The sequence below is a fragment of the Kribbella pittospori genome (genome assembly GCF_004331465.1).
GTDB classification, from domain to species: domain Bacteria; phylum Actinomycetota; class Actinomycetes; order Propionibacteriales; family Kribbellaceae; genus Kribbella; species Kribbella pittospori.
Genome location: NZ_SJKB01000001.1, coordinates 430,324 through 452,186, shown reverse-complemented (window position 1 = coordinate 452,186; position 21,863 = coordinate 430,324). Strand labels below are relative to the sequence as shown.

Genomic DNA, 21,863 nt, shown 5'->3' with positions numbered 1-21,863 from the left:
AGCCTCGATCGGGGCCGTCACAGCGGGTGAGTTCTCCCGGTGGCGACAGTGCTACCAGGGATGTGGTGGGATTGGAGGTGATGACTGCGACGGAATCACAGGCTGAGGTGCGTTCGGCGGATGCGCCGGAGGACGCGCCTGGGCGGGTGATCCCGGAGGCACTGCCGCTGCTGCCGGAGGATCCGCCGCGGGTCGGTGAGTACTGGCTGCGCGGTCGTCTCGGCGCGAACGCGGCCGGCTACCTGTACACCGCCAGCGCCGACGACGGCCGGAGTGCGGTGGTCGCGATGATGACCGAGGGCTCCGCAGACGACGCGGCTGCCCGGGACCGGTTCGTGAACGCGGTCGACGAGTTGCCGGACGACGCCGTACTGGCGCACAACGACTCGGACGACGACGACCTGGCGTTGTGGGTCGCGCTCGGCCCGATCCGGATCGACGACGGGACCAGCGCGGCGTCGGACGAGCGCTTGATCGCGGAGCGCCGCGGCGAGGACGTGCTGTCCGCCGTACTGATGGATCGGATCCCGCAGAACGGACGAGTCCGTGGGCCGGACTTCCGGCACTACTGGGAGGGCCGCCGCCGGCCAGGCCTGTTCCGGATCTGGCCGCTGCCGTGGCCGAACATCCTGCGCCCGGCGTCGCGCTGGGCGCTGATCTTCGCGCTGGTGACGATGGCGCTCATCATGGCCCTGGCCGTGTTCCTGGCCTGGCTGCTGTTCCGCAATGCCGAGCCGCTGGAGCCGGAGCCGGTCATCCCGACGCCGAGCAACACGGTGACGGTGACGGTCACGCCGACCACCCCGCCGCCGAACACCGGGTCGACCGGACCGACGCCGACCACGAGCACGACGCCGACGACCGGGACCCCCACGGGTTCGCCGACTTCGGGAACGCCGCCGACCAACCCCGGCGACAAGTTCTGAGCCGGGTAGCTCAGTGAGTGGCGGGCTCTCGGCCTCGATTGAGGGTGAGTAGGCCGATCAGGCTGATCACTGCCCAGCTGCCCTCGAGGAGCAGGAAGCCCCACGAGGACTCGACCGCGGCGATCACCGCGAGCACCCCGGAGCCGAGCAGGTTGAGCAACTGGTACGCGAGCGTGCGCTGACGGAGTTTGCCCGCCTGGGCCGCCGCGAAGGCGACCAGAATGGTGACCGCGCCGGCGATCTCGAGAATGTCGATGACATGCATCGGAGTGGCCCCTCCTGGGGCGGGCGCCGTCTTGTCATGGACCGGGTACGACGCCACTCGACCGGGGAACCGCAGACCGCGGATCCTCCGGTCAGGATACCAATCGCAACAATTCCGGATCCCGCCACAAGGTGGCCGGCACCGGCTGCCGGACCAGAGCCGCGTCGGCGCGAATCTCGGCCGGGCTGGCCGCCGCGATCAGCACGGACGCGACCGCGGCATGCCTTACGGGAAAGGCGAGTGCTGCCTGCGGCAACGAAACGCCGTACCGCTCGCAGACCGCGGAGATGCGCCGTGCCCGGATCGCGACGGGATCGCTGGACTTCTCGCTCTGCAGGATCGGCCGGGTCAGGATGCCGGACACGATCACCGAGATACCGCGGGCCAGGCAACGATCCAGCAGCGGTGCCGCGGACTGATCGAGGAGCGAGTACTGCCCGGCCAGCAACACACAATCGAGGTCCACATCGCGCACCAGTCCGTCGAGCAGCCGCCAGTCCCCCGAGGCCGCTCCGATTGCCTTGATCTCTCCCCTGCGCCGCAACTCGTCCAGCACCGGGTACGCCGACTCGTCGGCATCCCGGACGAAGACCAGGTCGACCGCAAGCCCCAGACGTTTCACACTCGCCCGCACCGACGCACCGGCGTCCTCACCCGCCACCTTGGTGGACACGAGGAACTCACTACGCGGCCGCCGCTGCAGCGCCGTACCAAGACGTCGTTCCGACTCTCCGTACGTCGGGGAGGTGTCGAAGAACCGGATGCCGGCCTGGTACGCCGCATCCACGGTCGCGAGCGCGTCACCGTCCGGACCCGGCTCGCCCAGGCGCGATCCGCTGAGCCCGAAGCGGGGTGGCCGGAACCTACTCACCGAGGTGGGCGCGAGCGCACGGCTGGGAGCGGCCATCGCACTGTCACCTCCCATGGTCGGCAGTACCTACCAGGATCGGTGAGATGCGACGACTTCGCATCCCGAATCGCCCGCCTCAACCCGCCGGTACTGCGACGCTCTGAGCTTGCCTGGGGCATCGGTCGCGACCTGCGGTAGGTGCGGTCACGCGATCACAGGGATGCTGATCCGGGATGGGTCGCCCGCCGGGGAGCCGAAGGTGACCGACGTACCGAGGGCGCTGCGGCCGAGGTAGCGCGGGTCGACCGTGTCCACCACGAGGACCAGGTGGTTGCCGGCCGGGACCTCCCAACTGGTCGCCTCGAGGCGAATGTCGACCGGCACCGCCTTGCCAGGCGTCGCGCCACGCAGGGTCAACGGCTTGTGCGCGATCAACGAGCCGACGCCGAGCGCGTTGACGTCGTACAGATAGGCGAAGAGTGAGGTGTTCGGCCCGGACGGCTTGACCGTCAGATGCAGCTTCGGCGTGCCGTTGACGATGGCGCCGCTGGTGTAGACCGGGCTGGACCAGACGCCCGCGAACGACCTGTCGACGAGCGGAGTCGCGACCGCGGTCGGGATCGACAGAAGCCCTTGCAGTGCGCCGGAAACGAGCGCCACGCCGCTGTCCGCCAGGGTCGGGACACCAGCGGCGATGTTGCTGGTCCACCCCGTCGAGGCCTTGGGCTGGAGTGTGCCTGTCCGCGACAACCCGGTCGGTTTGGTGAGGTACGCCGTACGCGGCTGCCCGACGGCGACCCAGTTCGTGTACCCGCGCCAGACGCCGCGTTGCGACCTCAGCTGGACCTGCGCCTCGGCGTCCGCGCCGTTGTCCGCGTCGGCGATGTAGTGCCGCAGCCAGGCCGCGAGCTCGTCCCAGGTCTCGTTGGGCAGGCCGATCGCGCCAGGCACCTCAGGCGTCGAATGGTCGCCGTGCGCGAGCAGCAGGCGCTTCGGGCCGGTCAGCCGAGTGAAGAAGTCGGTGTACTGCGAGGGCGGGAAGATCGAGTCCTCGAACGCATTGGCAAGGAACACGGCCGGCGCGTTCGCGTTGATCTGGTCGACCATCGTCGCGGCCGACCTGACCGGCGCCAACTGCTTGGCCTCGGCGATCGCGCCGTCGAAGTTCCCGGTGACGAACTTGGTCTGCAGCGAGGCCATCTCCGGACCCGGCCGGCCAGTGATGTTGCCGAGGGCAAGCAGGCCGGCGACGGACTGGAGTGCGACCGTGTCGTTCGGATCGAGTGACGCGATCAGGTCGGCCCAGCCGCTCATCGCGCCGACCGCCTTGATCCGCGGGTCCTGCGCACTCGCGAGCAGCGAGGTGCCGGCGCCGTACGAGATCCCGACCGCGGCGACCCGACTGGTGTCGGCCGGTGTGTGCTGATCGGCCCAGTCGATCACCTTGCTGACGTCGGCGACGGTCGGCGGGCCCGCGATGTCGATGCCGCCGCCGGAGTCCCAGAAGCCGCGACTCGAGTACGCGATGACCTGGAAGCCGGACCTGGCCAGCTTCGCGCCCTGACCGACGTACTCGACGTTCGGCACGCCCCAGCTCGACGGCATCACCACGAGCGGGAACGGCCCGTCGCCCTGGCCGGTCGGCGTCAGCACGACAGCGCCGATCCCGGTCCCGTCCGCGCCGGGGATGCGCTGGTACGACGTACTGAAGCCTGGCGCGGACTGGTCGGCCTCGGCACGCGGACCGATGGTGATCAGGGCCAGCGCAACGGCAAGGGCGACAGCGAGGGCGGCTGCGAGTCTGCGCACGTGAGACCTCCGGCGTCCATCGAGAATTACCGGAGGGTAACCAGAAAGCTGTCACTGTGTCACTACCTCGGCACAGTGAGTGCCGGATCCACTCCGGTTGCCTCGATCGACCATTCCCAGAGCCGCTCGGCAAGGCCGGGGTCCCGAGCGGTGCGGGTGGGACGCGCGATCGCCGGTTTGCCGCGCCACCCGAGGAAGCCTGGACCGACGTACGAGCCGGGACTCAGGTCAGGGTTGGTCGCGGCGTACAGGCTCGGCCAGGCGCCTGCCGCGGCGGTCTGCGCGAAGAGGGTGTTCCCGATGCTCATCACCTTGGCCATGAACTGCTGGCCCGCGAGCTCGGGCCCGTTGGTCTGCAGGTGGGTGGAGGCGTACCCGGGATGTGCGCCGGCGCTGAGCAGGTTCACGCCGGCGGCGCGGGCGCGGCGGTCGAGTTCGAGCATGAAGAGCAGGTTGGCGAGCTTCGACTTCCCGTACGCGTCCCACTTGGAGTAGCCGCCGGCCGGTCGCCGGAAGTCCGCCTGCGTGATCCCGCGAACGGTCGTGTGCATGAACGAGCTGACCGTCACGACCCGGGCCGCGGGCGCCTGGAGCAGCAACGGCAGCAGCCGGCCGGTGAGGGCGAAGTGCCCGAGATGGTTGGTGCCGATCTGGAGCTCGAACCCGTCCTTCGTCTGCAAATACGGCGTCGCCATCACGCCGGCGTTGTTCACGAGCAGATCGAGCGCGTCGTACGTCGCGGTGAGTTTGCCGGCCGCCTGCTCGACACTCGCCAGATCGGCCAGGTCCAGCTCGACGACGGTGGGCTGCCGGCCGGCTGCGTCGGCAAGGGCTTGGGAGACCTTGGCGGCCTTCTCCGGATTGCGCGCGCCGATGAGCACCTCGGCGCCGTGTCTCAGCAGTTCGAGCGCCGTCTCGTACCCGAGGCCGCTGGTGGCGCCGGTGACCAGCGCCCGTCGTCCGGTCAGGTCGGGGATGTCCGCCGTACTCCAGGTCATGCGCCCACAGTAGTTGCGGGCGCACAACCTGGAGCGACCGTCAGAGGATCTTGCGCGCCTTGAAGGCGTCGGTCACCTGCTGCGCGGCGGGCTTGCCGTAGAGCAGCCGGGCGGCCTGGACGGTGTCCTGGGCCGCGGCGGCGAACGACGTGTCCGGGTCGTAGAAGAACGTCGCCTCGAGGATGACCTTGTTGGCCTTGGTCCGGCCGAGCGCCCGGTTGATGTCCCAGAGCGCGTTCGACCAGATCTCACCGTCGTCGTGCACCTCGCCGACGATGTCGTCGGTGGTCTTGCCGGTGTCGGTACGACGCAGGCAGTGCGGCTCGGTGCTGGTGTACGACGTCGCGTCCCAGTCCATCACGCAGGGCAGCTCGAAGCCCTTGCTGACCGGCTCGGACATGGTGACGGCCCAGTAGTCGCCGAAGCCCTCACCCATCGAGCCGGCCTGGAGCGACTCGCCGAAGCCCGGCACGACGTCGTCCTGCATCGCGTGACCGTACTCGTGCCAGATCACCTCGGCGTCCTCGGCGTCGTCGACGCCACCTTCGCCCATCGTGATGATGTCCGTCGACGGGTCGTAGAACGAGTTGTCGCCGGCGAAGGTGTTGATCGAGAAGTCCTGCGACTCGTTGTTCACCTCGGTGAATCCCAGTTGGTGGATGTACTCCTGCGTCTGGTTCACGTGGTAGTACGCCATCACCTGCTCGAACTTGTTGTTCGCGCGCTGGTAGACGAAGGTGTTGTTCTTGCTCTGCGCGACCCCGCCCTTGGCCTCGGCGATGTTCACATAGGCCCCGTTGAGCTTGCCGGAGCCGTCCAGGTTCCGCAGGATCACGTTCTTCTGGGCCAGGAACAGGGCATCCTGGTTCTTGTCGTTCTGGTCGGTCAGCTTCTCGTTCTGCTCGCTGACCACCGGGTTCGGGTCGAACACCGAACCGTGACCGTCGACGTTCTGGCTGACCACCTTCGACTCGACCACGGTCCCGCTCTTGGCGTCGACCAGGGACTCACTGACGCCCTCGGCCGACTTGCTGGTGACCTTCCAGACCAACCGCGCGTCCTTGCCACCGACGACGGCCAGCTGGGCCGCGCCCTGGGTGGCGGTCGGCGCCGGCACGGCGTCCTTGTGCGGCCCGGCGATCCGGGTCCGGGCGGCGCGAGCGCTGACCACACTGTTCGCGCTGCTCGTCGCTGTTGCCGCAGGCACCTTTGCCGACACGTCCAGATTCGACGGTATGGCGTCCCGTCCGTCGGCGATCTCGACACCGCCGCCCTTGGTCTCGTGCTTGGCGTAGTACCCGTTGACGACGGGCAGGCCCTTGAAGGTCTGCTGGTACCAGTAGTGCTTGCCGAGCAGCGACGTCTTGGTCTTGATCAACTTCAGGTTGCCCAGGGTCGTGGTCTCCGGCGCGGCTCCCGCGGCGCTGGTGACGGACAGCCCGAGCGAAATGGTGGCCAGTCCGGCGGTGACGGCCACGACCGCCTTGCGGCGTTTCGTCATACGTTCCCTCCCACAGTCGACGAACCTGTTCGTGTTGCGTAACGCAACAACTACGATCCGTCGAGACCCTAGTTCGCCCGGGCACCCGCTGGGAAGCGGAAGTTCCCGCCAGTCCGGCGTCGCAAGGGAAAACCTTGCTGGTGAATAGAGGACCGATCTTGGCCGCTTCTTCTCCTATCGTCGAACCCGACGGACAGGAGAGGATCCCGCCATGACCAAGCTGAGCCTGCAGGCCCTCAATCGCGCCACCCTGGAGCGGCAGTGGCTGCTCGAACGCCGGGACGCGACCGCGCTGGAGGCGATCGAGCATCTCGTCGGCATGCAGGCACAGTCACCACTCGCGCCGTACGTCGGATTGTGGACAAGACTGCAGTCCTTCCAGACCGACGAACTCGCCAAACTGCTGGAAGAGCGGCGGGCGGTTCGCGGTTCGATGATGCGGGCGACGATCCACCTGATGTCGAGCCGCGATTTCCTCGCGTTCCGGCCGCTGATCCAGCCGAGGCTCGAGCGGGAGGTGTTCCAGAACATGACGTACGGCCGGCACCGCCTCGAGGGTCTCGATATCGACGCCGTACTACGGGCCGGCATTGACCGCATGACCGCCGGCCCGGCGACCGCCGTACAACTGCGTGAGCACCTCGGCCCGCTCTGGCCCGACCGCGAACCCGCCGCACTGGCCCACGCCGTACGCTGCCTGCTCCCCACCATCCAGACCCCACCTCGCGGCATCTGGGGCAAGGGCGGCAACCCCGCCATGTCCACCGCCGACCTCTGGCTCAACTCCCCCGTGGACCCCGCCGCCTCCACCGACCCGGTCCCGTCTCTAGAGCGGCTGGTCCTCCGCTACTTGGCCGCCTACGGCCCCGCCTCAGTAGCCGACGCCCAAACCTGGTCCGGCCTAACCCGCCTCAACGAGATCTTCGACCGCCTGGACCTCCGCACCTACACCGACCTCACCACCGGCCGAACCCTCTACGACCTCCCCACCATCCCCCTCCCATCTCCCGACACAGAAGCCCCCACCCGCTTCCTCCCAGAATTCGACAACCTCCTCCTGTCCCACGCCGACCGAACCCGCTGGATAGACAACCAAACCCGCCAACAACTAACCCTCCAAGAGGTCCTGACCCGAGGCTCAGTCCTCCACAACGGCCAAGCCACCGCCCTGTGGAAACAAACCAAATCCAAGAAAACCGCCCACCTGGAAATCGACCCCATCACCAAACTGACGCGCGCCGCCCGCTCCGCGATCGAGTCAGAAGCCCACAACCTCCTGACCTTCACCGCCCCCAACGCAACCCACGAAATCAGATTCGCCCACCCCTGATCCGCTACGCTCCTCAGATCGGCGGAGGTGCGCTAACACCAACGATGCCGATCAGACCGCGGCGCATGGATCCAGCTCCGTTCGCCGCGGTCTGCTGCTGGGGCGAGATCATCTCGACTGCAGGAAGTGCTCCAGGGAATGGGCGCGATCGGTGAGAGATGGGTAGCTCGACATCAACTGGCGGCGGCGGTTGCCGTCGCGCCCCAACATCTGCTGGTGCTGGAACTGCCAGCCGTACAGAACCTGGATGAGCGTCGCACCGTAGCCCAGCTCGGCGGCGCGGCGATCGGCGCGGATGATGTCGCGCCGGCTGAGCCACGCAAGGATCGGCGGCGCGACGAACGGCGTGAGGAACAGCAGCGGCAGGAGCAAGCTGTCGTCGAGCAACAGGACGGCGAACAGGACTCCGGAGTACGCCAGCAACACGAAGGTGACGACCACACATCCGACGGCGGGAACCGCCAGCATCAACCGGCCGAGGGCCCGTACTCCGATCAGCGCGCACCGCGCCGGGATCGAGTACCAGAAGCTGAGCAGGCTCAACCAGTCCCGTCCGCCCAGGTGGTGACCGAGTTCATGAGCCAGCGCCGCTTCCAGGTGCGCCGGAGGCAGTGTGTAGAGCGCCCAGCGGCTCACGCCGACAACGTGTCCCGGGGTCGGTGTTGCGTTGACCTCTTCGGAATCCTGAATCCACAGCGTGTACCTGCCTTGCGGCACACCGGCTCGGTCGATCACCTGTCGCCAAGCCATCTGCAGTCGCTGCTCCTCCACGAGGGTCGGCTGCCGAAGTCGGAACAGGTAGCGGGCAAGCATGTCCTCGACGGGCCGAACGAAGACAACCGCTCCGGACAGCATCCAGGCGACGACAACGATCCATCCCCAGCCGAAGCCGAGCAGCCCGACGATCCACGAGACGATGGCGAAGCTCCAGAAGTACCAAGGCAACGCCGACAGCAGGAGAGTCGCGGTGGAAACGTCGACCCGGGCGCGTTGGGAACCGGCATCGCGGCCGGCTCCAGCCGCGTCGGGAGGCAGTTGGATCCACTGCGGGTTCGGAGGCACCGCCGGCGGGCCACCAGGTCCCGGCGGCCGCGTGGGCTCGAGTTGGCCGGACTCCCACGCGCTGTCCTCAGGTGGGTCACCGGGGCCGGTCATCCGAGATTCTCCTTCTGCATGGGCAAGGCTTGACGTCCGTGTCAGAACATCGACACATGGACGTGGTCGAAGTGGCCACCGGTGGCGTCGGTGGGGTTGTAGACGCCGCCGCCGTTGTACGGGATCCACGTGCCGCGTCGAGCCGACCAGATCTTGCCGTACCAGATCACATAGTGCACCCCGGTCTGCGCCGCGGTCTTGACCGCCCAGTTGGCGATCTGGTCGCCGCGGACTCGAGCCGGGGCGGACTTCCTGGCGTCGGCTCCGACCATGACGTCGCAGGCTTTCCCGCGCGGATGGTCGCTGGTCGGGTTCCAGACGTGGGCGTCCCAGCAACTCATGCTGAGGGTTCCCAGGTTGTTGCGGGCCTCGGCGATCCAGGCCGCCGTTCGCGGTGTCACCATTCCGCCGGTGCCACTCGGGTCGGTGACACTTGCCGTCTGCTCGGGCCAGACTCCATTGATCGGTCCGTTCTCGACCAGACCGCCACCTTGCCCACCGCAGTCGTCATCATCCAGCACGCCTTCATTCGCCGAGCCCGGAGGAGGTGCGCCTGATCGACCGGCGTACGGATTCCCCGCACGGGTCAGGTCGATGCCGGCCTCCGACGCGATCTGTCGCGCCTCCTGCTCCCGCAGTGCATAGCGGTCGGGGAATGCCGACACCTGAACAGCTTGAGCGACGTCACCAAGAGGCATCGTCGGCCAGCCGTTGATGTCCACCAAACCAGGCGGGTTCGGAGCTGCGGACCCGCCGAAGAAAGCGTCGGCTGCATAGTGCGGATCCATGATCTGCGCGACTGTTCCCCATCCGGCAGCCGGACGCTGCTGGAACAGCCCAACGGAGTCTGCGTCGCCGTACGACAAGTTCTGCAGATTCGATTCGACCAGAGCCGTCATCAACGCGATCAGGGTCGCCTTGCCGGGCAGACCACGCTCGATGGCGACCTGGTCGATGAGCTTGGCGAAGTCTTGCTGGGATTTGTGAATCCAGCCTGCTGGAACAGGACCGCCGGCTTGTCCCGGTGGCAGCGGAAGGCACGCCGCCTGCGGCTGAGTCGTTCCGCCGAAAGGCGCAACCATCAACAGACTCACGATCCCGACCACGACGAGCGCAACCGCGCCCTTGACGTACACGCTCTTGCTCGCGACCGCCAGGAACCCCCGCCCGACATCACGTTCGTCGAACATCGCGATCCCCCACTGTCATGGCCCCGTACCGCCAGACACGTCGCTGATGACCCATTGGCCGTTCTGGTTCACGAGAGTGACAAGCAGGGGTACGTCGATGCGCTGAGCATTCTTGCCCGTGACATTGATCGTGACCTTCACGAAGCGCGTGATGCGCTCCGGAGTGTCGACGGGCGCCTCCGCGTTGGGCGGCGGCGCGCTCACCGGGGCAGAGATGACCGTCGACTTTCCACCATCCGCCTTCAGAGCGTCGTAGGTGGGATCGCCCGCCGACGTGAAGCTCGAGGCCACATCCTCAGTCATGTACTTCGAGGCCTTGCCGACCAGCGCGGCATAGTCCTCGGCGCTCGGGTCGCGGGTGTAGAACACTCGCGCCCAGGCGCCAACTACACCGGTCGCCGAGGCCGTCGCTTGCGCAGACGGTCGCCGAGTCTCAGGCGGCGGGGTCGTCAGGGCCGATGTCGTCGCGGTCGGGGCAGCTTGGCTCGATTGATTGTTGGATGGAGCCGTCGGTACGACGACAGTGCTTCCCGGTGTCAGCAGCCCGACCGGGGATCCCCCATCCGTGTCTTCGCCGCCGAACAGGCGCGGCAGACCACCGCCCAGGCCGAGAATCACGATGGCCAGGATGACCACCAGGACGACGATGACCGCTGGGCTGGTCGGCTCGGCCTGTCGTTGGCTGCGCAGCCAAGCCATCCGCTGTGCATGATCGTCGCGCCGCCAGCTCTTCTTCGCGCGACGACGCTCGCGGCCACTGAGCTCGTCCAGTTCCTCCGGATAGTCGTAGTCCGTGCTCATCAACGAGCGCCAGCCGTCGGGCGCATCCGGCCGCTTATCTGACGGGTGTCCGCGGACAGTGTCGTCCGGCGGACTCGAGTCCGGGGCACTGTGACGTGGCCGGCCGTTACCTTCGCGGCGGTCGTGAGGCGATCGTGATCTCCGAGCCATCAGGCATCACCTACGCGGCACATGCATTGTCACGCCGTCCTTCGTGACAGTGGAGTACTCCCGGAATCTCCGCTGTTGAGAGGTCGGTGGCTTGCGCCGCGATCGCTGCCCTTTGGGCGGTCCCTCCCGCAGACTCGCAGAATGCGTGTGGACACGCGGCTGCTGATGTCTGAGCTCGTTGGCGGGCATCGCAGCCTGCCGAGAATGCCGGCCCTTCGGCGCATCCGCCGCGGCGCGCCTCGAGGCGCCGCTGGTCGATGAACTGCCGGCGGCCGCGACTCCCGCGGCGGTCACCGTGATGGTCCGGCGCTTGTCAGCATCCTTGCTCTGACCGCGAGAGCGGGCGAGATTGAGTGCAGAGGTGCTCCGTGTCGGATGTGCCGCGGCGGCAAGTCTCCCGCCGGCACCGGCTGCGCCTTGTCCACCTGCTGGTCCGGCCGGACCAGCAGCGGCGTCGGTCCGCCGCCGGTCAGCACCTGGAGTCAATTCGTACGGCGAGCTGCTCGCGCCACCACGCGGTAGAGCGTTCAAGGCGGGCGCCTGCCGGTAAACACGTACTGAGGAAACTCTCTGCGGCCCGGTTACACCGTTGCCTCCGCTGCGTTCTCGCCGCTCGGTCATGGCCGGAGCTGCACCGCGGCCACCCACAGCACCCGCCAGTCGTCTGAACGCCCCGAGGGCGCCCTTACGGGCGAGACCGCCGAGGAGGATGCTCCCGGATCCCGGCCGCATCAGCGACGTGAGGTTGTCGAGCAGTCGGCGCAACCTGAACGCGGCGATCAAGACCGCAATGGCCAATCCGGTGACCGGCAGCCAGCCGAGCACACCGGTCAGGCTGAAGATCACGGTGACCAAGGTCAGGGTCGTCCCGAACACCAGCATGGCGAGGAACGACTGGATGACCAGACCTATCAAGGCCTCGAACCAGTTCAAGCCCCACTGCCTCGGCTTGCCGGGAATGATCCACAGGCAGGCGAAGAAGACCCCGACGACCAGCAACAGCAAGCACCCGATGAACGCCATCAAAGCGGTGAATGCCAGCGAAATGGTCAGGAATGCGAACAACGTCGCCGCGATCGCGGCGAGCATGACCACCGAAATACGCCCGAACGGGTTCTCGCCCTTCACCCATTTCACCGTCGCGGCGTCGTCGCCGCCTTCGGCCGGTTTGATGACGGAATCGATGTACTTCTTGCGCGCATCCCCATCCGTGCCCGCGTCGAGCATGCCCTTCCCGTACCGGCCGCACGCCTCCACCGATCCGAATTCCGCGATGCACCACGGTGTCACGGCAAAACCGCGCCAGGTTGCATCGGCGGACTTTCTCAGCAGGGTGTCTTTCGGTGGCCCGGTGAAGCCGGGCTCGGGCCAAGCCAACGGGCTCTGCATCGTCGGCCCCATCGCGTCGGCCGAGGTCGTCATGATGGTTTCCGCGCCCAGTTGGCGGGCTCCGTCGATTCCGCGCAGCCACATCGCGGGTGCCACCGCGAAACTGACGCTCAGCACGCCGGCGACGAGCACCCAGACCAGCTGGCCCATCGCGCTGCCGCTGGCCCTGCGCTGCGTATAGGCCGCGACGGCGCCGAAGGCGAGAGCCGAAGGAAGCAACCAACCGACGAGTTGATTGCTTGAGGCCCCGATCGTCGTCGCGGTGGCGTCGGTCAGCGGCTTGACGTCGGTGAACGAGAACAGCCACCAGCCGACCGAGATCGCCGCACGGGTGATGGCGATGATGTACATCATCACCATGTAGGCGTAGCCGTTGAAGACCGCCTGCAGGGGGTCGCGGATGCTGGTTTCGAAGTCCAGTCCGTAAGTCATCGGACCGTACTGCTCGAACAGCGTCCTCGTGTCGCCGTGCGTCAGGTCAGGAGTCGGGAGCAGGTCACCAAATCCCGCGGGGTTGGTGGGGCCTGGCTTGGGGTCGGCGGCGAGGGCGACCTGGCTGGTGACTATCAGGGAGATGGCGAGGACGGTTAGCGCCGTGCGGGTTCGGCGCTGCCATCTCATGCGACGTGCTCCTTGTTGTTGGAGGAGGGGCGCTGGGGGTCGTCGTCGGGGGTGGGTTGGTACATGGCCTCGTTGTAGGCGGCTTCGTCTGCCTCTTGGTCGTAGACCTCGTCGGGGCCGATGGGGGATTCGTAGCGGGTGGGGTGGTGGTGGTCGTGGTCGTGGCCGTTGGGGATGGGCGGGTGGCCGTTTTGCTGGGCTACTGGTTGGGGGCCGGTGGAGGGGTCAGCTGAGGTGGGTTGGGGCTCGGCTGGCGCCATCGGGGCGGTTGGGTGGTCGGCTGAGGCCGGGGGTGATTGGTTGGGGTCGGTTGGTGCCGACGTGGGGGCAGGTTGTGCCTCTGGTGCGGGGGCGGGATCGGTCGAGCCGTTTGGTGCGTAGGCAGGGTCGGCCGAGGCGTTCGGTGCATATGCAGGGTCGGCTGAGGCGTTCGGGGCGTACGCGGGGGCGGCTGAGCCGTTGGGTGTGTAGGCGGGGTCGGCCGCGGCGTCTTGCGTGTGGGCAGGGGGCGTCGCAGGGGTGGCTGCGCCGTTTTGGGTGTAGCCCGGGGCCGGGGAGCCGTTGGGCGAGTAGGCCGGGGCGGGGGGCTCGGTCGGGGGCGGGTCCTGGGTGTGGGCCTCGGCTTGGGCTGTGGCGGTGGCGGCTGGTTCGAAGGTTTCTTCTTCGTCTTCGGCGAAGGGGTCTTCGGGTTCGTGGGCCGCTATGACGGGCTGGGGCTGCTGGACGTCGTGTTCGGACTCGGGGGTGGTGCGGAGGAGTGCGGCCACGCGTTCGCTCGGGATGTCGATCTGGACGGTGGCTACCTCGTCCCAGCGGTCGCGCATGATGCAGTGGCCGTGGCGGATGCTCTTGCCGTTGGCGGCGGTGTTGATGCCGCGGACAAGCGTCTGGTACGGCGGTGTCTGCGGGCGACCGAGGAGCTCGAGCAGCGAGTCGACCTGCTCGCGGGAACGCAGGCTGAAGGCGAACAGCGTGGTGATCTGCTCGACCAGACCCGGAAGCTTCAGGATTGACGCGGGGTCCTGGGTGTCCAGCACCAGGGATGCGCCGAGCGCACGGCCGACACGGGCGATGTAGTCCAGGAAGGACGCGCCGTCAGGGGTCTTCGTGAGCAGGTGGACCTCAGGCACGATGACGACCTTCGACCGGCCACGGAACTCGCGACGGCCGGTTGTCCGGACCATCCACGCCAGGCAACCGCGCAGACAGGCCATACCGACACGTTCGATCGGGGACCAGGACTCCGGCGCCGACTCAGGTGAGGGCAGCGTGAGACCGGGCATCTGAACGACCCACAGGCCCGGATTGGTAGTCAGCGACGACAGACCGGACGGCGGACCGGCGACGACCGAACCCAGGCCGGTCTCCACCAGGTCGCGCAACGCAAACCCAACGGTCCGGGTCGTCTCCGAGTCAGCGTTGCACAGCCGCTGGATGACACCCCAGGACGAGGGATCGGGCGACTGGATCTCCGCACGGGTCGCAGCAACGACCGGAGCCTCGGCCGCTCCACGCAGATGCGGCGGCAGCAACAACATCAGCTGCGACGGAGCCTGCAGCAACGCGTCGTCGACAGGCAGCACGCGCAGCAGGTCCGCAGCACCGGAGAACTGTGCCGTGATCTCGATGACAGCAGTCGGTACGCCGTACTCCGCGGCGACTGCGGACACACCGGCCGCGTCGCCCTTCAGGTCGAGCAGCGGCACCCAGGCGCCGGCGAAGGCGGAGTCGAGACCACCCATCATGGCGGCAGTCGTCTTGCCTCGACCGGACCGGCCCAGGAACAGCGTCGTCGTGGCGTCACCAAGCGCAGAACCGGCGGCCGCATCGAAACGCACCAGACCGGGCGTCGACCCGGTCAGATAGCCGATGGCAGGACCAGTGGCGTCACCGATCGATGCACCGCCCCAGAACCAGGAGCCGAAGAAAGCGGTCGATTCACGCACATGCCCGAGGTCGGGCACGCGCAACTGGTCGCCTGGCAGGGATTCCAGCCACAGGTCACGCTGCTCGTCAGCACCCGGGGCCACGGTGATACCGCGGTCGGCGTAGTGCGCGATGACGGCGTCGACGTACGCCTCGAGGTCCTCGCGGGTGTCCGCGCTGACCAGCAGACGCGGGTGGTCCTCGACCAGGGTCAGGCCACTGCGGTTGATGTCTCGCTTCACCTCGCGCATGATGCGTTCGGTCTCGACGATCTCGTCCGCGGTCTCCTCCGCAGTGCCCTTCGCGGCGGACCGGCGCTGTTCCTTGGCGCTCTTGCGGGTCTCGTCGACCAGGCTCCGAGCCGTCTTCTTGGTCAGCACGCGGAAGCGCACCGAGGCCTCGACGGTGACGTCGATCTCGTCGCCGTCGTCGTCGATCGCCTTGATCTCGGACAGCGTGCGCAGCCACTCCCCCGCACCCGGCGTCTCGAGCTCCTCGGGGAAGTCCGTCATCGCCAGCACAGTCGTGTACGCCGCGATCTGGCCGCGAGCGTCGTAGATGCGCAGGTGATCGGTGTACGGCACGACTCGGCCGGACGTAAGCCGGGCCAGCGCGGCACCGGTGATCAGACCGCGGCGTGGAGCGGCGACGGCGCCGCGGTGCATCTCGCGGCTGACCAGCCAGGAGATCACCTCGGCCGGCGCGGTGTGCGCCCGCCAGACGGTGGAGCCGAGTTGCCGGGCGAGCTTGCGGACCCGCTCGTCCAGGTGCGCGAGCTCACGAGCGCTGACCCGCCAGGAGGTCGTACCGAGGGCGTCGCTGATCGAACCGCGCACCTGCGCGGTCGCCCGCGGGTCGCGGTCTGACAGATGTACGCCGAGCGCGACGTACCGCTCGGGCATCCGCATCTCGTCGATGCGGTCGGCGCGCGTCTGCGCCCAGGCCTCGTGGTCGCCGAGCCGGTAGTGGCCGGCGACGGAGTCGATGTAGTCCTGGCCGGTGGAGCGGCCCCAGACCACCTTCAGGTGGCTGAGTCGGTCACCCAGGATGGTCGCGGCAGCACTGACCGCGGCGTCCAGGGCAGCGTCCTGCTCCGCCTCGGTGGCCAGGTCGGTGTTCGCCACCGAAATCAGGAACCACGCCTCGGCACTGCGCTCGGTCACCAGCAGGCCGTCGGCGATGGCCACCAGGCGAGGCGGCGGTAGACCGCGCTCGCGGCCGACGCCGACCAGGTTCAGGAGTTTGTCAGCGATCTTCATCGTTGGCCCTTCCGCTCCGATCGGCTCAGCCCTGATGACGAATTCCTGCGACTAACCCGTTGCACGTGGTCCGCCCCGAGCAATCGGGCCCGCTGGTTCACAGTGATGTCCGCACCTGCGCGGACCATCGGATCCAGCTCCACCACGACCTCGCGTTCCCACTCCGGCGTCACTCTGGCCTTCGCCAGGTTGGCCACCTTCTGGGTCGCGACGCGCTCACGCCATGGCAGGTACTCCGTCTTGTCGGCGGCCCGGGCGCCGAGACCGATGATCGGGCGGTGGGCGCGCAACGCGTAGCGGACGGCCAGCGCCCACTCGGTCACGCGGCGGCGGCGTTCGTGGAACTTACCGGGGCGCCAGCCGAACGCGGTGATCACGAACGGCGGAACGACGTACAGGCTCACAGTGCCCTTCTGCGGGACCCCGATGAACGGGATGAGCAGTGCCACCCAGAGCACGATGATCACCGCACCGAAGATGATCATCCGGCGCCGGGCGCCTTCACCCAGGTCGATACCCAGCAGGTCGTACTGCCGGGTCTCGATCTCGAAGTGGTGGGTCAGGGTACGGCCGACGCGCATTCAGCTACCTCCGGACAGCAATCCCCAAAAGCCCTTCAGCACATTGATGGTCTGGTTGTTGGCGTAGATCAGCCCGCCGACCAGGACCCCGGCCGCAATGTGCCCGAACAGCTCGCCCCACTCGCGCTTGAAGTAGTGCCCGATGGCCCGCAGCACGAGGATGGCGATGAAGATGTTCCCCGCGATGACCAGCACCCAGTCCTTGAAGTCCGCACCCGTGGGGACATTGGGGTCGGCCAGCGGCGCGGCGAGCTGCACCACGCTCGCGGCCAGTTCGTGAGTCGTCATTGCGGTGTCTCCCTTGTTGCCTTGGTGATCCGATGGCCAGTCGCTGGATTCATCCGACGGCAGCCACTTGCCATCGTTGTGCTCCGTCGGTGGCGACAGTACGCCTCAACGTGAGCGTGTACGTCTGGTCGAGGGTGGTGTCACCCGCCCCGTCCCAGGTGACGGCCGCGGTCGCCCGCCGCTCGTCGTCATTGCCGGTATAGACCTGCCAGTCCTTCAGCTCACCGAACTTCACCGCACCGTTCAGGCTGCGGATGGTCGAGCCTGGCGCGGTCACCGCCGAAACCTTGTTGTCCGACTCCGCGTACGCACCGAAGAAGGCCTCTGCGTCCTTCAGCGTGGCCGCGGTCAGGTCGTCGTCCGGAGCGCTGGCCTCGGGCATGTTGTCCGGCAGCGGCACGCGCACATCCGGAACGAACGTCGGCGGCCCACTGGCCACCACCCGCGATGCGGTCCGGGCGACCGGAACGGACACCCGCTCCCACGTGGCCGCCCCAGCGGTCCACACCTTTCCCTTCTTCGCATACGGACGGACTTCCACTCGTACGTCGACCACTGCGGTGACGCCGCCGGAGTCGACCGTGACCTGGCCCGGGTAGGCACGGTCGGCAGTCTGCTTGCCGCGGCCGTTCCAGCCGGCGCGGCTGTCCAGTCCGGCGGCCAGGTCAAGCCCGATCTGGGCCGGCCGGGCATCCGGTTCGTCCTCGTCCCAGTTGAGATATGACACCGCGTAGCGAGTCGCGACCGCGCGAGCCTCGTCGGACGGGAAGCTGTTCTGCCCGCTCACGACGGTCTCGGGCGCCTTGTTCGGGGCCACCCACGAGCGGACGCCGCTGATCGCTGCCAGCAGCAGCACGACGACCACCAGGCCGCGGAAGAAGCGGCGCGCCCAGGTGGAGAACGACGACTCGGACTCGGTCGACCATGGCGCCTGGCCGGGCTCGTACACCTCACGGGCCGGGGCCGGGGCCGGTGCGGCGTGCGAACCGTGAGACGATCGCTGTTTCAAACGTTCGGGTGGGCGCTGACCAGGTTGCGAAGGCTCAGCCGGACGGGAGGAGGGACGACGTGGTGGTGCCATCACACCGCCGGCCGGCGGTGGAGCCTGCTGCGGAGTCGAGTACTGCGCCGCTACGCCCTGTGCCTGGCGAGGCGTGGGTGACACCGGACCATCCGGGTGATCCCACCACTCCGGTGCGGTGTTCTGCGGCCGTCCCTTACCCGGCTTCTTCGTACGCCGCTGGTCCGACCAATGCTCACCTCTTGGCGGCAGATTCAGCAACGTTCGCCACCAACTCATCGCTACCCGCCCCTCAGACAGCAGTTACGCGGACAGTAGCCGGGAGAATACGGCAAGCAACTGTCCTCCGGGAGACCTGAGACCAGGATCCGGATACTCCATTGCTCCCCGCAGCCATACTGTTACCCAGCTCGCGGGCAGTGTCACGCTCATCGAGCAAGAGTGACACCTTCGGCACCGTCGTCATAGCTCCTCTCTCATGCCCGCTCCGGTCGATCGGGCAGCGCACACCATGCCACACGCCGCGGACAGGTTCGAAGATGCGTGCGAACAACATGGTAAAGAACAGATCAAGTGATCACAGATAGTAACGGATCGGCGGGTCCAGCCTGTGGAAAACTCTCCCGTGGCGAGGGGTCAAAACGGCATACTCCGGGCATAGGGTCCGATGTATCCCTGCTACCCCTGGAGGACCAGGATGGAAACACGCCGACTGGGCAGACTCGAGCACGAGAGCTCGGTGCTGATCTACGGCGCGGCCTCGCTCGGCGGGGTCGACCAGGATCGGGCCGACGCCTCGATCCAGGAGGCCCTGGACGCCGGCATCAACCACTTCGACGTCGCCGCGGACTACGGCGACGCCGAGCTGCGGCTGGGCCCGCGGATGCCGGAGATCCGCGACCGCATCTTCCTCGCCACCAAGACCGGCCGCCGCACCTTCGAGGAGGCCTGGAGCGAGATCAACAGGTCACTGGAGCGGCTGCAGACCGACCATGTCGACCTGATCCAGATGCACGCCGTCTGCGATCTGGAGAACCTCGACCTCGTCACCGGCAAGGGTGGTTCGCTGGAGGCGGCGATCCGCGCCAAGGACGAGGGCATGGTCCGGGCCATCGGCATCACCGGCCACACCGCCCAGGCGCCGTCGGTCCATACCGAGGGCCTGCGCCGGTTCGACTTCGACAGCGTTCTCACACCTCTCAACTACCGCCTCTCGACGGACCCGCAGTACGCCGCCGACTACGCGGCGCTGGTGGAGGCGATCAAGGCCTCCGACGCGGCGCTGATGACGATCAAGATGATTGCCCGGCGCAACTGGCGGGAGGGCGAGGAGAAGTCGTACAGCACCTGGTACCGGCCGTTCGACGAACAGCGCTACATCACTGCCGCGACCGCCTGGCTGCTGAACGGTCACCCAGAGATCACCGGCCTGGCCACGGCCGGCGAGACCCGGCTGCTGCAGCAGATGATCGTCGCCGAGCGGGAGCGGGCCGACCTCACCCCGGAGGCAGCGGCGTCGATCCTGGACGAGGTCAAGGACTACACGTCACCCTTCGTGGACATTCCGATCTGATTCCGCGTGTCCCAGGTCACAGTCCGGCATCCGGATAGCGGGCAATCCGTACGGCGTACGAGGTCACTGATCTGGTACGCCGTACTGCCCGGGAACACTGCGGGGCGGGGCGGTGTTGAAGGATCCGTAGTCGTCTAACTTCGGAGGTCGTAGTGGCAACGGTCGAGCTGACCCAGGACAACTTCAACGAGGTGGTCGGTAGCGACGGCCTGATCCTGGTTGATTTCTGGGCAGAGTGGTGTGGCCCGTGCAAGATGTTCGGTCCCGTGTTCGAGAAGTCGTCCGAGCAGCACACGGACATCACGTTCGGCAAGGTCGACACGGAAGCCCAGGCCGAATTGGCCCAAGCGTTCGACATCAGGTCGATCCCGACCTTGATGGCGGTGCGCGACGGCGTCGTCCTGTACTCCCAGCCCGGCGCGCTTCCGGCCGCCAACCTGGAAGACCTGATCGGCCAGCTGCGTGCGGTCGACATGGAAGAGGTCCGGGCCCAGATCGCCGCCCATGAGGCGGAGCACGGCACCGAGCCGCACACGCACTGATTCAAACAGTTCAAAGAATCCGGGAGCTCGCTCAGAGCTTCCGGATTCTTTCTGCCAGCTCGCGCCGTCCCGGCCCGTACTGGATCTGCTGGTTGGAGTCGATCGCGTCCTTGAGCTTGGCGCGCTCGGCGGCCGAGAAGTGGCCCCAGCCGCCCAGCACCAGCTTGAGCGCGTGGTAGTGCTCGTTCCCGGTCAGAGGTCGTTTGAGGGCCTCGACCAGGACCTCGCTGTCGATCAGTGACAGATCGCCCTCCATCAGTCCGAGGGCCAGCACGCGGACGATCGGCGAGCCGAGCGTGAACATGTCCTTCACCTCGCCCCGGTCGAACTTCTCGACCGCGGATGCATTCGACACCCGCTGCACGATCCGGTCGAGCATCGCGCCCCGGACCTCGGTCAGTTCAGCGCCGCGCATCTCGGTGTAGATGGTCGCGTAGGCGTCGAGCTCGTGCTCCATCCCGAGTCGTCGCAGCATCTCCGCACTCTTGCGCGCGTTGCCGGCGATCTGCTCGATCAGCTGGATCTCGAAGTGCCCCGCTTTCATCGACCGGATGCGATCCACGACCGCCGGCATGATCGCGAGCACGACCCCGCCTCCGAGCACGATCAGCAACTCGACTTCGCCTACACCGACGAAGAGTCCGACGATCGCGGCAGCGCACAAAGCACCTCCGGCCGAGAGCCAGAGGATCCGGGCGACGACAGACAGCCGCCTCAGGGTCGAGTCGGTCGAAGACTGCGTGGCCGGCTGCCGGCGAGGACCAACGCTGGGCCCGGGGTTCGGCGAGCCATGCTGAGGGTTGGTGGGCTGCGGGGTGGTGGCTTGGTGCAGCTCGAACGTATGGAGGTCGCTGCCGCCTCCGGGTGGGACAGGCTCCTGGGTGTACGGCCACGAGCCGCTCGTCGAACCGCGGTCCGGACCTGCAGGGCGATCGTCGGACATCCGGGCTGCCTCTCAGCTCGTCGTGCGTTCAGCCGATCGTGCTCCGCGGGGCGCCCGTTCGGCAACCACCTGACGGCAGGATGCTGCAACCGCGGGTCGAGTGGTCTGTCCGCCCGCGAGAATCCAGCCATGCGTGGCGCCGCGTGCGTCAGGCGTCGCGCGAGCTGAGGACGCAGAACTCGTTGCCTTCGGGGTCAGCGAGGACCGTCCAGCTGGGCTCGTCGGGCTGACCGACGTTGACGCGACTGGCGCCGAGCGCTTCCAGGCGGGCGATCTCGGCGTCGCGGTCCTGGCTGGTGTGCGGTGCGAGATCGAGATGCAGGCGGTTCTTCACCGTCTTGCCCTCCGGCACGGGGACGAAGACCATGCCCGGCCCGATCCGCTCCCAAGGGGTGTTGCGCATGGCGTCCTCGTCAACCCAGCCGGGGATGTTCACACACTCGGTGTCGGTCTCGTAGATCGTCTTCCAGTCGAGCGCCTCCGCCCACCAGGCGGCCTGCTTCCGCACGTCGTGACAATCGACCACAACCGTGTACCACCGCAGCACCATGAGAGGCCCTCCTCGTCGTTGAGGAGAACACCCTGACACGCGGGACCGACAGAAAACGAAAGAGCGGGCCCTGGGCAGGGGATCTCAGCCAGGGCCCGCTCTTGGGGCTGACCGGGGCGGCGGAGGTGACCGGCAGTGGAGCTCGAGGACGGGGTGGTCTGCCGTCCGGGAGGGTCACCTGGCGCCCGAGGCGTC

Annotated in this window: 19 protein-coding genes and 1 riboswitch; of the genes, 4 read left to right on the top strand and 15 right to left on the bottom strand. The window is 67.6% G+C overall.

All coding sequences use genetic code 11. The features are described 5' to 3' along the window. Nucleotides 1-80: 80 nt before the first annotated feature. Nucleotides 81-926 carry a hypothetical protein gene (locus tag E0H73_RS02135; protein ID WP_131350420.1) on the top strand — a complete coding sequence of 282 codons (846 nt, stop codon included), beginning with the start codon at nucleotides 81-83 and terminating at the stop codon, nucleotides 924-926. Between the two features lie 10 nt (nucleotides 927-936). On the opposite strand, the gene E0H73_RS02130 is transcribed toward E0H73_RS02135, so the two are convergent. The 5 genes from E0H73_RS02130 to E0H73_RS02110 all read right to left on the bottom strand — a co-directional run bounded on the left by E0H73_RS02130 (nucleotide 937) and on the right by E0H73_RS02110 (nucleotide 6,349). Then, nucleotides 937-1,191, bottom strand: a complete 255-nt coding sequence (locus E0H73_RS02130) for a CBU_0592 family membrane protein (RefSeq protein ID WP_131350418.1) — start codon at nucleotides 1,189-1,191, stop codon at nucleotides 937-939. Nucleotides 1,192-1,211: 20 nt separating this feature from the next. After that, a riboswitch (guanidine-III (ykkC-III) riboswitch) is annotated at nucleotides 1,212-1,279 on the bottom strand. 3 nt (nucleotides 1,280-1,282) lie between these two features. Then, nucleotides 1,283-2,098, bottom strand: coding sequence for an aldo/keto reductase (locus E0H73_RS02125; RefSeq protein WP_165555462.1), 816 nt, complete (start codon nucleotides 2,096-2,098; stop codon nucleotides 1,283-1,285). A gap of 147 nt (nucleotides 2,099-2,245) precedes the next feature. Beyond that, nucleotides 2,246-3,850: a CocE/NonD family hydrolase gene (locus tag E0H73_RS02120; RefSeq protein WP_131350414.1), complete on the bottom strand. Its 1,605-nt coding sequence runs from the start codon at nucleotides 3,848-3,850 to the stop codon at nucleotides 2,246-2,248. 62 nt (nucleotides 3,851-3,912) lie between these two features. Beyond that, nucleotides 3,913-4,848 carry an oxidoreductase gene (locus E0H73_RS02115; RefSeq protein ID WP_131350412.1) on the bottom strand — a complete coding sequence of 312 codons (936 nt, stop codon included), beginning with the start codon at nucleotides 4,846-4,848 and terminating at the stop codon, nucleotides 3,913-3,915. A 40-nt stretch (nucleotides 4,849-4,888) separates the two neighbouring features. Beyond that, nucleotides 4,889-6,349 (bottom strand): M36 family metallopeptidase, encoded by a 1,461-nt coding sequence (locus tag E0H73_RS02110; RefSeq protein WP_131350410.1) that lies wholly within the window; start codon nucleotides 6,347-6,349, stop codon nucleotides 4,889-4,891. A gap of 211 nt (nucleotides 6,350-6,560) precedes the next feature. Here E0H73_RS02110 and E0H73_RS02105 point away from each other — a divergent pair, with 211 nt between their 5' ends. Continuing rightward, nucleotides 6,561-7,679 (top strand): winged helix DNA-binding domain-containing protein, encoded by a 1,119-nt coding sequence (locus E0H73_RS02105; RefSeq protein WP_131350408.1) that lies wholly within the window; start codon nucleotides 6,561-6,563, stop codon nucleotides 7,677-7,679. A gap of 108 nt (nucleotides 7,680-7,787) precedes the next feature. On the opposite strand, the gene E0H73_RS02100 is transcribed toward E0H73_RS02105, so the two are convergent. The 8 genes from E0H73_RS02100 to E0H73_RS02065 all read right to left on the bottom strand — a co-directional run bounded on the left by E0H73_RS02100 (nucleotide 7,788) and on the right by E0H73_RS02065 (nucleotide 17,988). Next, nucleotides 7,788-8,834, bottom strand: a complete 1,047-nt coding sequence (locus E0H73_RS02100; RefSeq protein WP_131350406.1) for a M48 family metalloprotease — start codon at nucleotides 8,832-8,834, stop codon at nucleotides 7,788-7,790. A 41-nt stretch (nucleotides 8,835-8,875) separates the two neighbouring features. After that, nucleotides 8,876-10,024: a VldE C-terminal domain-containing protein gene (locus tag E0H73_RS02095; protein ID WP_131350404.1), complete on the bottom strand. Its 1,149-nt coding sequence runs from the start codon at nucleotides 10,022-10,024 to the stop codon at nucleotides 8,876-8,878. Between the two features lie 15 nt (nucleotides 10,025-10,039). Continuing rightward, nucleotides 10,040-10,825, bottom strand: coding sequence for a hypothetical protein (locus E0H73_RS02090; protein ID WP_131350402.1), 786 nt, complete (start codon nucleotides 10,823-10,825; stop codon nucleotides 10,040-10,042). Nucleotides 10,826-10,981: 156 nt separating this feature from the next. Next, nucleotides 10,982-12,985 carry an MraY family glycosyltransferase gene (locus tag E0H73_RS02085; protein WP_131350400.1) on the bottom strand — a complete coding sequence of 668 codons (2,004 nt, stop codon included), beginning with the start codon at nucleotides 12,983-12,985 and terminating at the stop codon, nucleotides 10,982-10,984. Further along, complete coding sequence (locus tag E0H73_RS02080; protein ID WP_131350398.1) at nucleotides 12,982-16,170, bottom strand: ATP-binding protein; 3,189 nt, start codon at nucleotides 16,168-16,170, stop codon at nucleotides 12,982-12,984. The genes E0H73_RS02085 and E0H73_RS02080 overlap by 4 nt, the downstream gene beginning before the upstream one ends. Beyond that, the gene (locus E0H73_RS02075) at nucleotides 16,167-16,751 is read right to left on the bottom strand and encodes a hypothetical protein (protein ID WP_131350396.1); all 585 of its coding nucleotides are present in this window, start codon (nucleotides 16,749-16,751) and stop codon (nucleotides 16,167-16,169) included. Before E0H73_RS02075 ends, E0H73_RS02080 begins: the two co-directional genes overlap by 4 nt. Beyond that, nucleotides 16,752-17,039: a hypothetical protein gene (locus E0H73_RS02070; RefSeq protein ID WP_131350394.1), complete on the bottom strand. Its 288-nt coding sequence runs from the start codon at nucleotides 17,037-17,039 to the stop codon at nucleotides 16,752-16,754. It lies immediately after the preceding gene. A gap of 49 nt (nucleotides 17,040-17,088) precedes the next feature. Continuing rightward, complete coding sequence (locus E0H73_RS02065) at nucleotides 17,089-17,988, bottom strand: conjugal transfer protein (protein ID WP_165555461.1); 900 nt, start codon at nucleotides 17,986-17,988, stop codon at nucleotides 17,089-17,091. A 769-nt stretch (nucleotides 17,989-18,757) separates the two neighbouring features. Between E0H73_RS02065 and E0H73_RS02060 the strand changes: the two genes are divergently transcribed. Together E0H73_RS02060 and trxA are read left to right on the top strand one after the other, a co-directional pair. Then, complete coding sequence (locus tag E0H73_RS02060; protein WP_131350390.1) at nucleotides 18,758-19,633, top strand: aldo/keto reductase; 876 nt, start codon at nucleotides 18,758-18,760, stop codon at nucleotides 19,631-19,633. A 152-nt stretch (nucleotides 19,634-19,785) separates the two neighbouring features. Further along, nucleotides 19,786-20,175: a thioredoxin gene (trxA, locus tag E0H73_RS02055; RefSeq protein ID WP_131350388.1), complete on the top strand. Its 390-nt coding sequence runs from the start codon at nucleotides 19,786-19,788 to the stop codon at nucleotides 20,173-20,175. A gap of 31 nt (nucleotides 20,176-20,206) precedes the next feature. Here trxA and E0H73_RS02050 read toward each other — a convergent pair whose 3' ends face one another. Both E0H73_RS02050 and E0H73_RS02045 read right to left on the bottom strand, forming a co-directional pair. Beyond that, complete coding sequence (locus E0H73_RS02050) at nucleotides 20,207-21,118, bottom strand: hypothetical protein (RefSeq protein ID WP_131350386.1); 912 nt, start codon at nucleotides 21,116-21,118, stop codon at nucleotides 20,207-20,209. A gap of 148 nt (nucleotides 21,119-21,266) precedes the next feature. Then, entirely contained in the window at nucleotides 21,267-21,668 is a 402-nt protein-coding gene (locus E0H73_RS02045; protein WP_131350384.1) for a VOC family protein, read from the bottom strand. Nucleotides 21,669-21,863 lie beyond the last annotated feature (195 nt).

Excerpts from the sequence above, each read along its gene's own strand:
- E0H73_RS02085 (WP_131350400.1), bottom strand. The coding sequence starts at position 12,985 with ATGAGATGGCAGCGCCGAACCCGCACGGCGCTAACCGTCCTCGCCATC.
- E0H73_RS02095 (WP_131350404.1), bottom strand. The coding sequence starts at position 10,024 with ATGTTCGACGAACGTGATGTCGGGCGGGGGTTCCTGGCGGTCGCGAGC.
- E0H73_RS02045 (WP_131350384.1), bottom strand. The coding sequence starts at position 21,668 with ATGGTGCTGCGGTGGTACACGGTTGTGGTCGATTGTCACGACGTGCGG.
- E0H73_RS02070 (WP_131350394.1), bottom strand. The coding sequence starts at position 17,039 with ATGACGACTCACGAACTGGCCGCGAGCGTGGTGCAGCTCGCCGCGCCG.
- E0H73_RS02130 (WP_131350418.1), bottom strand. The coding sequence starts at position 1,191 with ATGCATGTCATCGACATTCTCGAGATCGCCGGCGCGGTCACCATTCTG.
- E0H73_RS02060 (WP_131350390.1), top strand. The coding sequence starts at position 18,758 with ATGGAAACACGCCGACTGGGCAGACTCGAGCACGAGAGCTCGGTGCTG.
- E0H73_RS02080 (WP_131350398.1), bottom strand. The coding sequence starts at position 16,170 with ATGAAGATCGCTGACAAACTCCTGAACCTGGTCGGCGTCGGCCGCGAG.
- E0H73_RS02125 (WP_165555462.1), bottom strand. The coding sequence starts at position 2,098 with ATGGCCGCTCCCAGCCGTGCGCTCGCGCCCACCTCGGTGAGTAGGTTC.
- E0H73_RS02110 (WP_131350410.1), bottom strand. The coding sequence starts at position 6,349 with ATGACGAAACGCCGCAAGGCGGTCGTGGCCGTCACCGCCGGACTGGCC.
- E0H73_RS02135 (WP_131350420.1), top strand. The coding sequence starts at position 81 with ATGACTGCGACGGAATCACAGGCTGAGGTGCGTTCGGCGGATGCGCCG.
- E0H73_RS02050 (WP_131350386.1), bottom strand. The coding sequence starts at position 21,118 with ATGTCCGACGATCGCCCTGCAGGTCCGGACCGCGGTTCGACGAGCGGC.
- E0H73_RS02090 (WP_131350402.1), bottom strand. The coding sequence starts at position 10,825 with ATGAGCACGGACTACGACTATCCGGAGGAACTGGACGAGCTCAGTGGC.
- E0H73_RS02075 (WP_131350396.1), bottom strand. The coding sequence starts at position 16,751 with ATGCGCGTCGGCCGTACCCTGACCCACCACTTCGAGATCGAGACCCGG.
- E0H73_RS02115 (WP_131350412.1), bottom strand. The coding sequence starts at position 4,848 with ATGACCTGGAGTACGGCGGACATCCCCGACCTGACCGGACGACGGGCG.
- E0H73_RS02100 (WP_131350406.1), bottom strand. The coding sequence starts at position 8,834 with ATGACCGGCCCCGGTGACCCACCTGAGGACAGCGCGTGGGAGTCCGGC.
- E0H73_RS02105 (WP_131350408.1), top strand. The coding sequence starts at position 6,561 with ATGACCAAGCTGAGCCTGCAGGCCCTCAATCGCGCCACCCTGGAGCGG.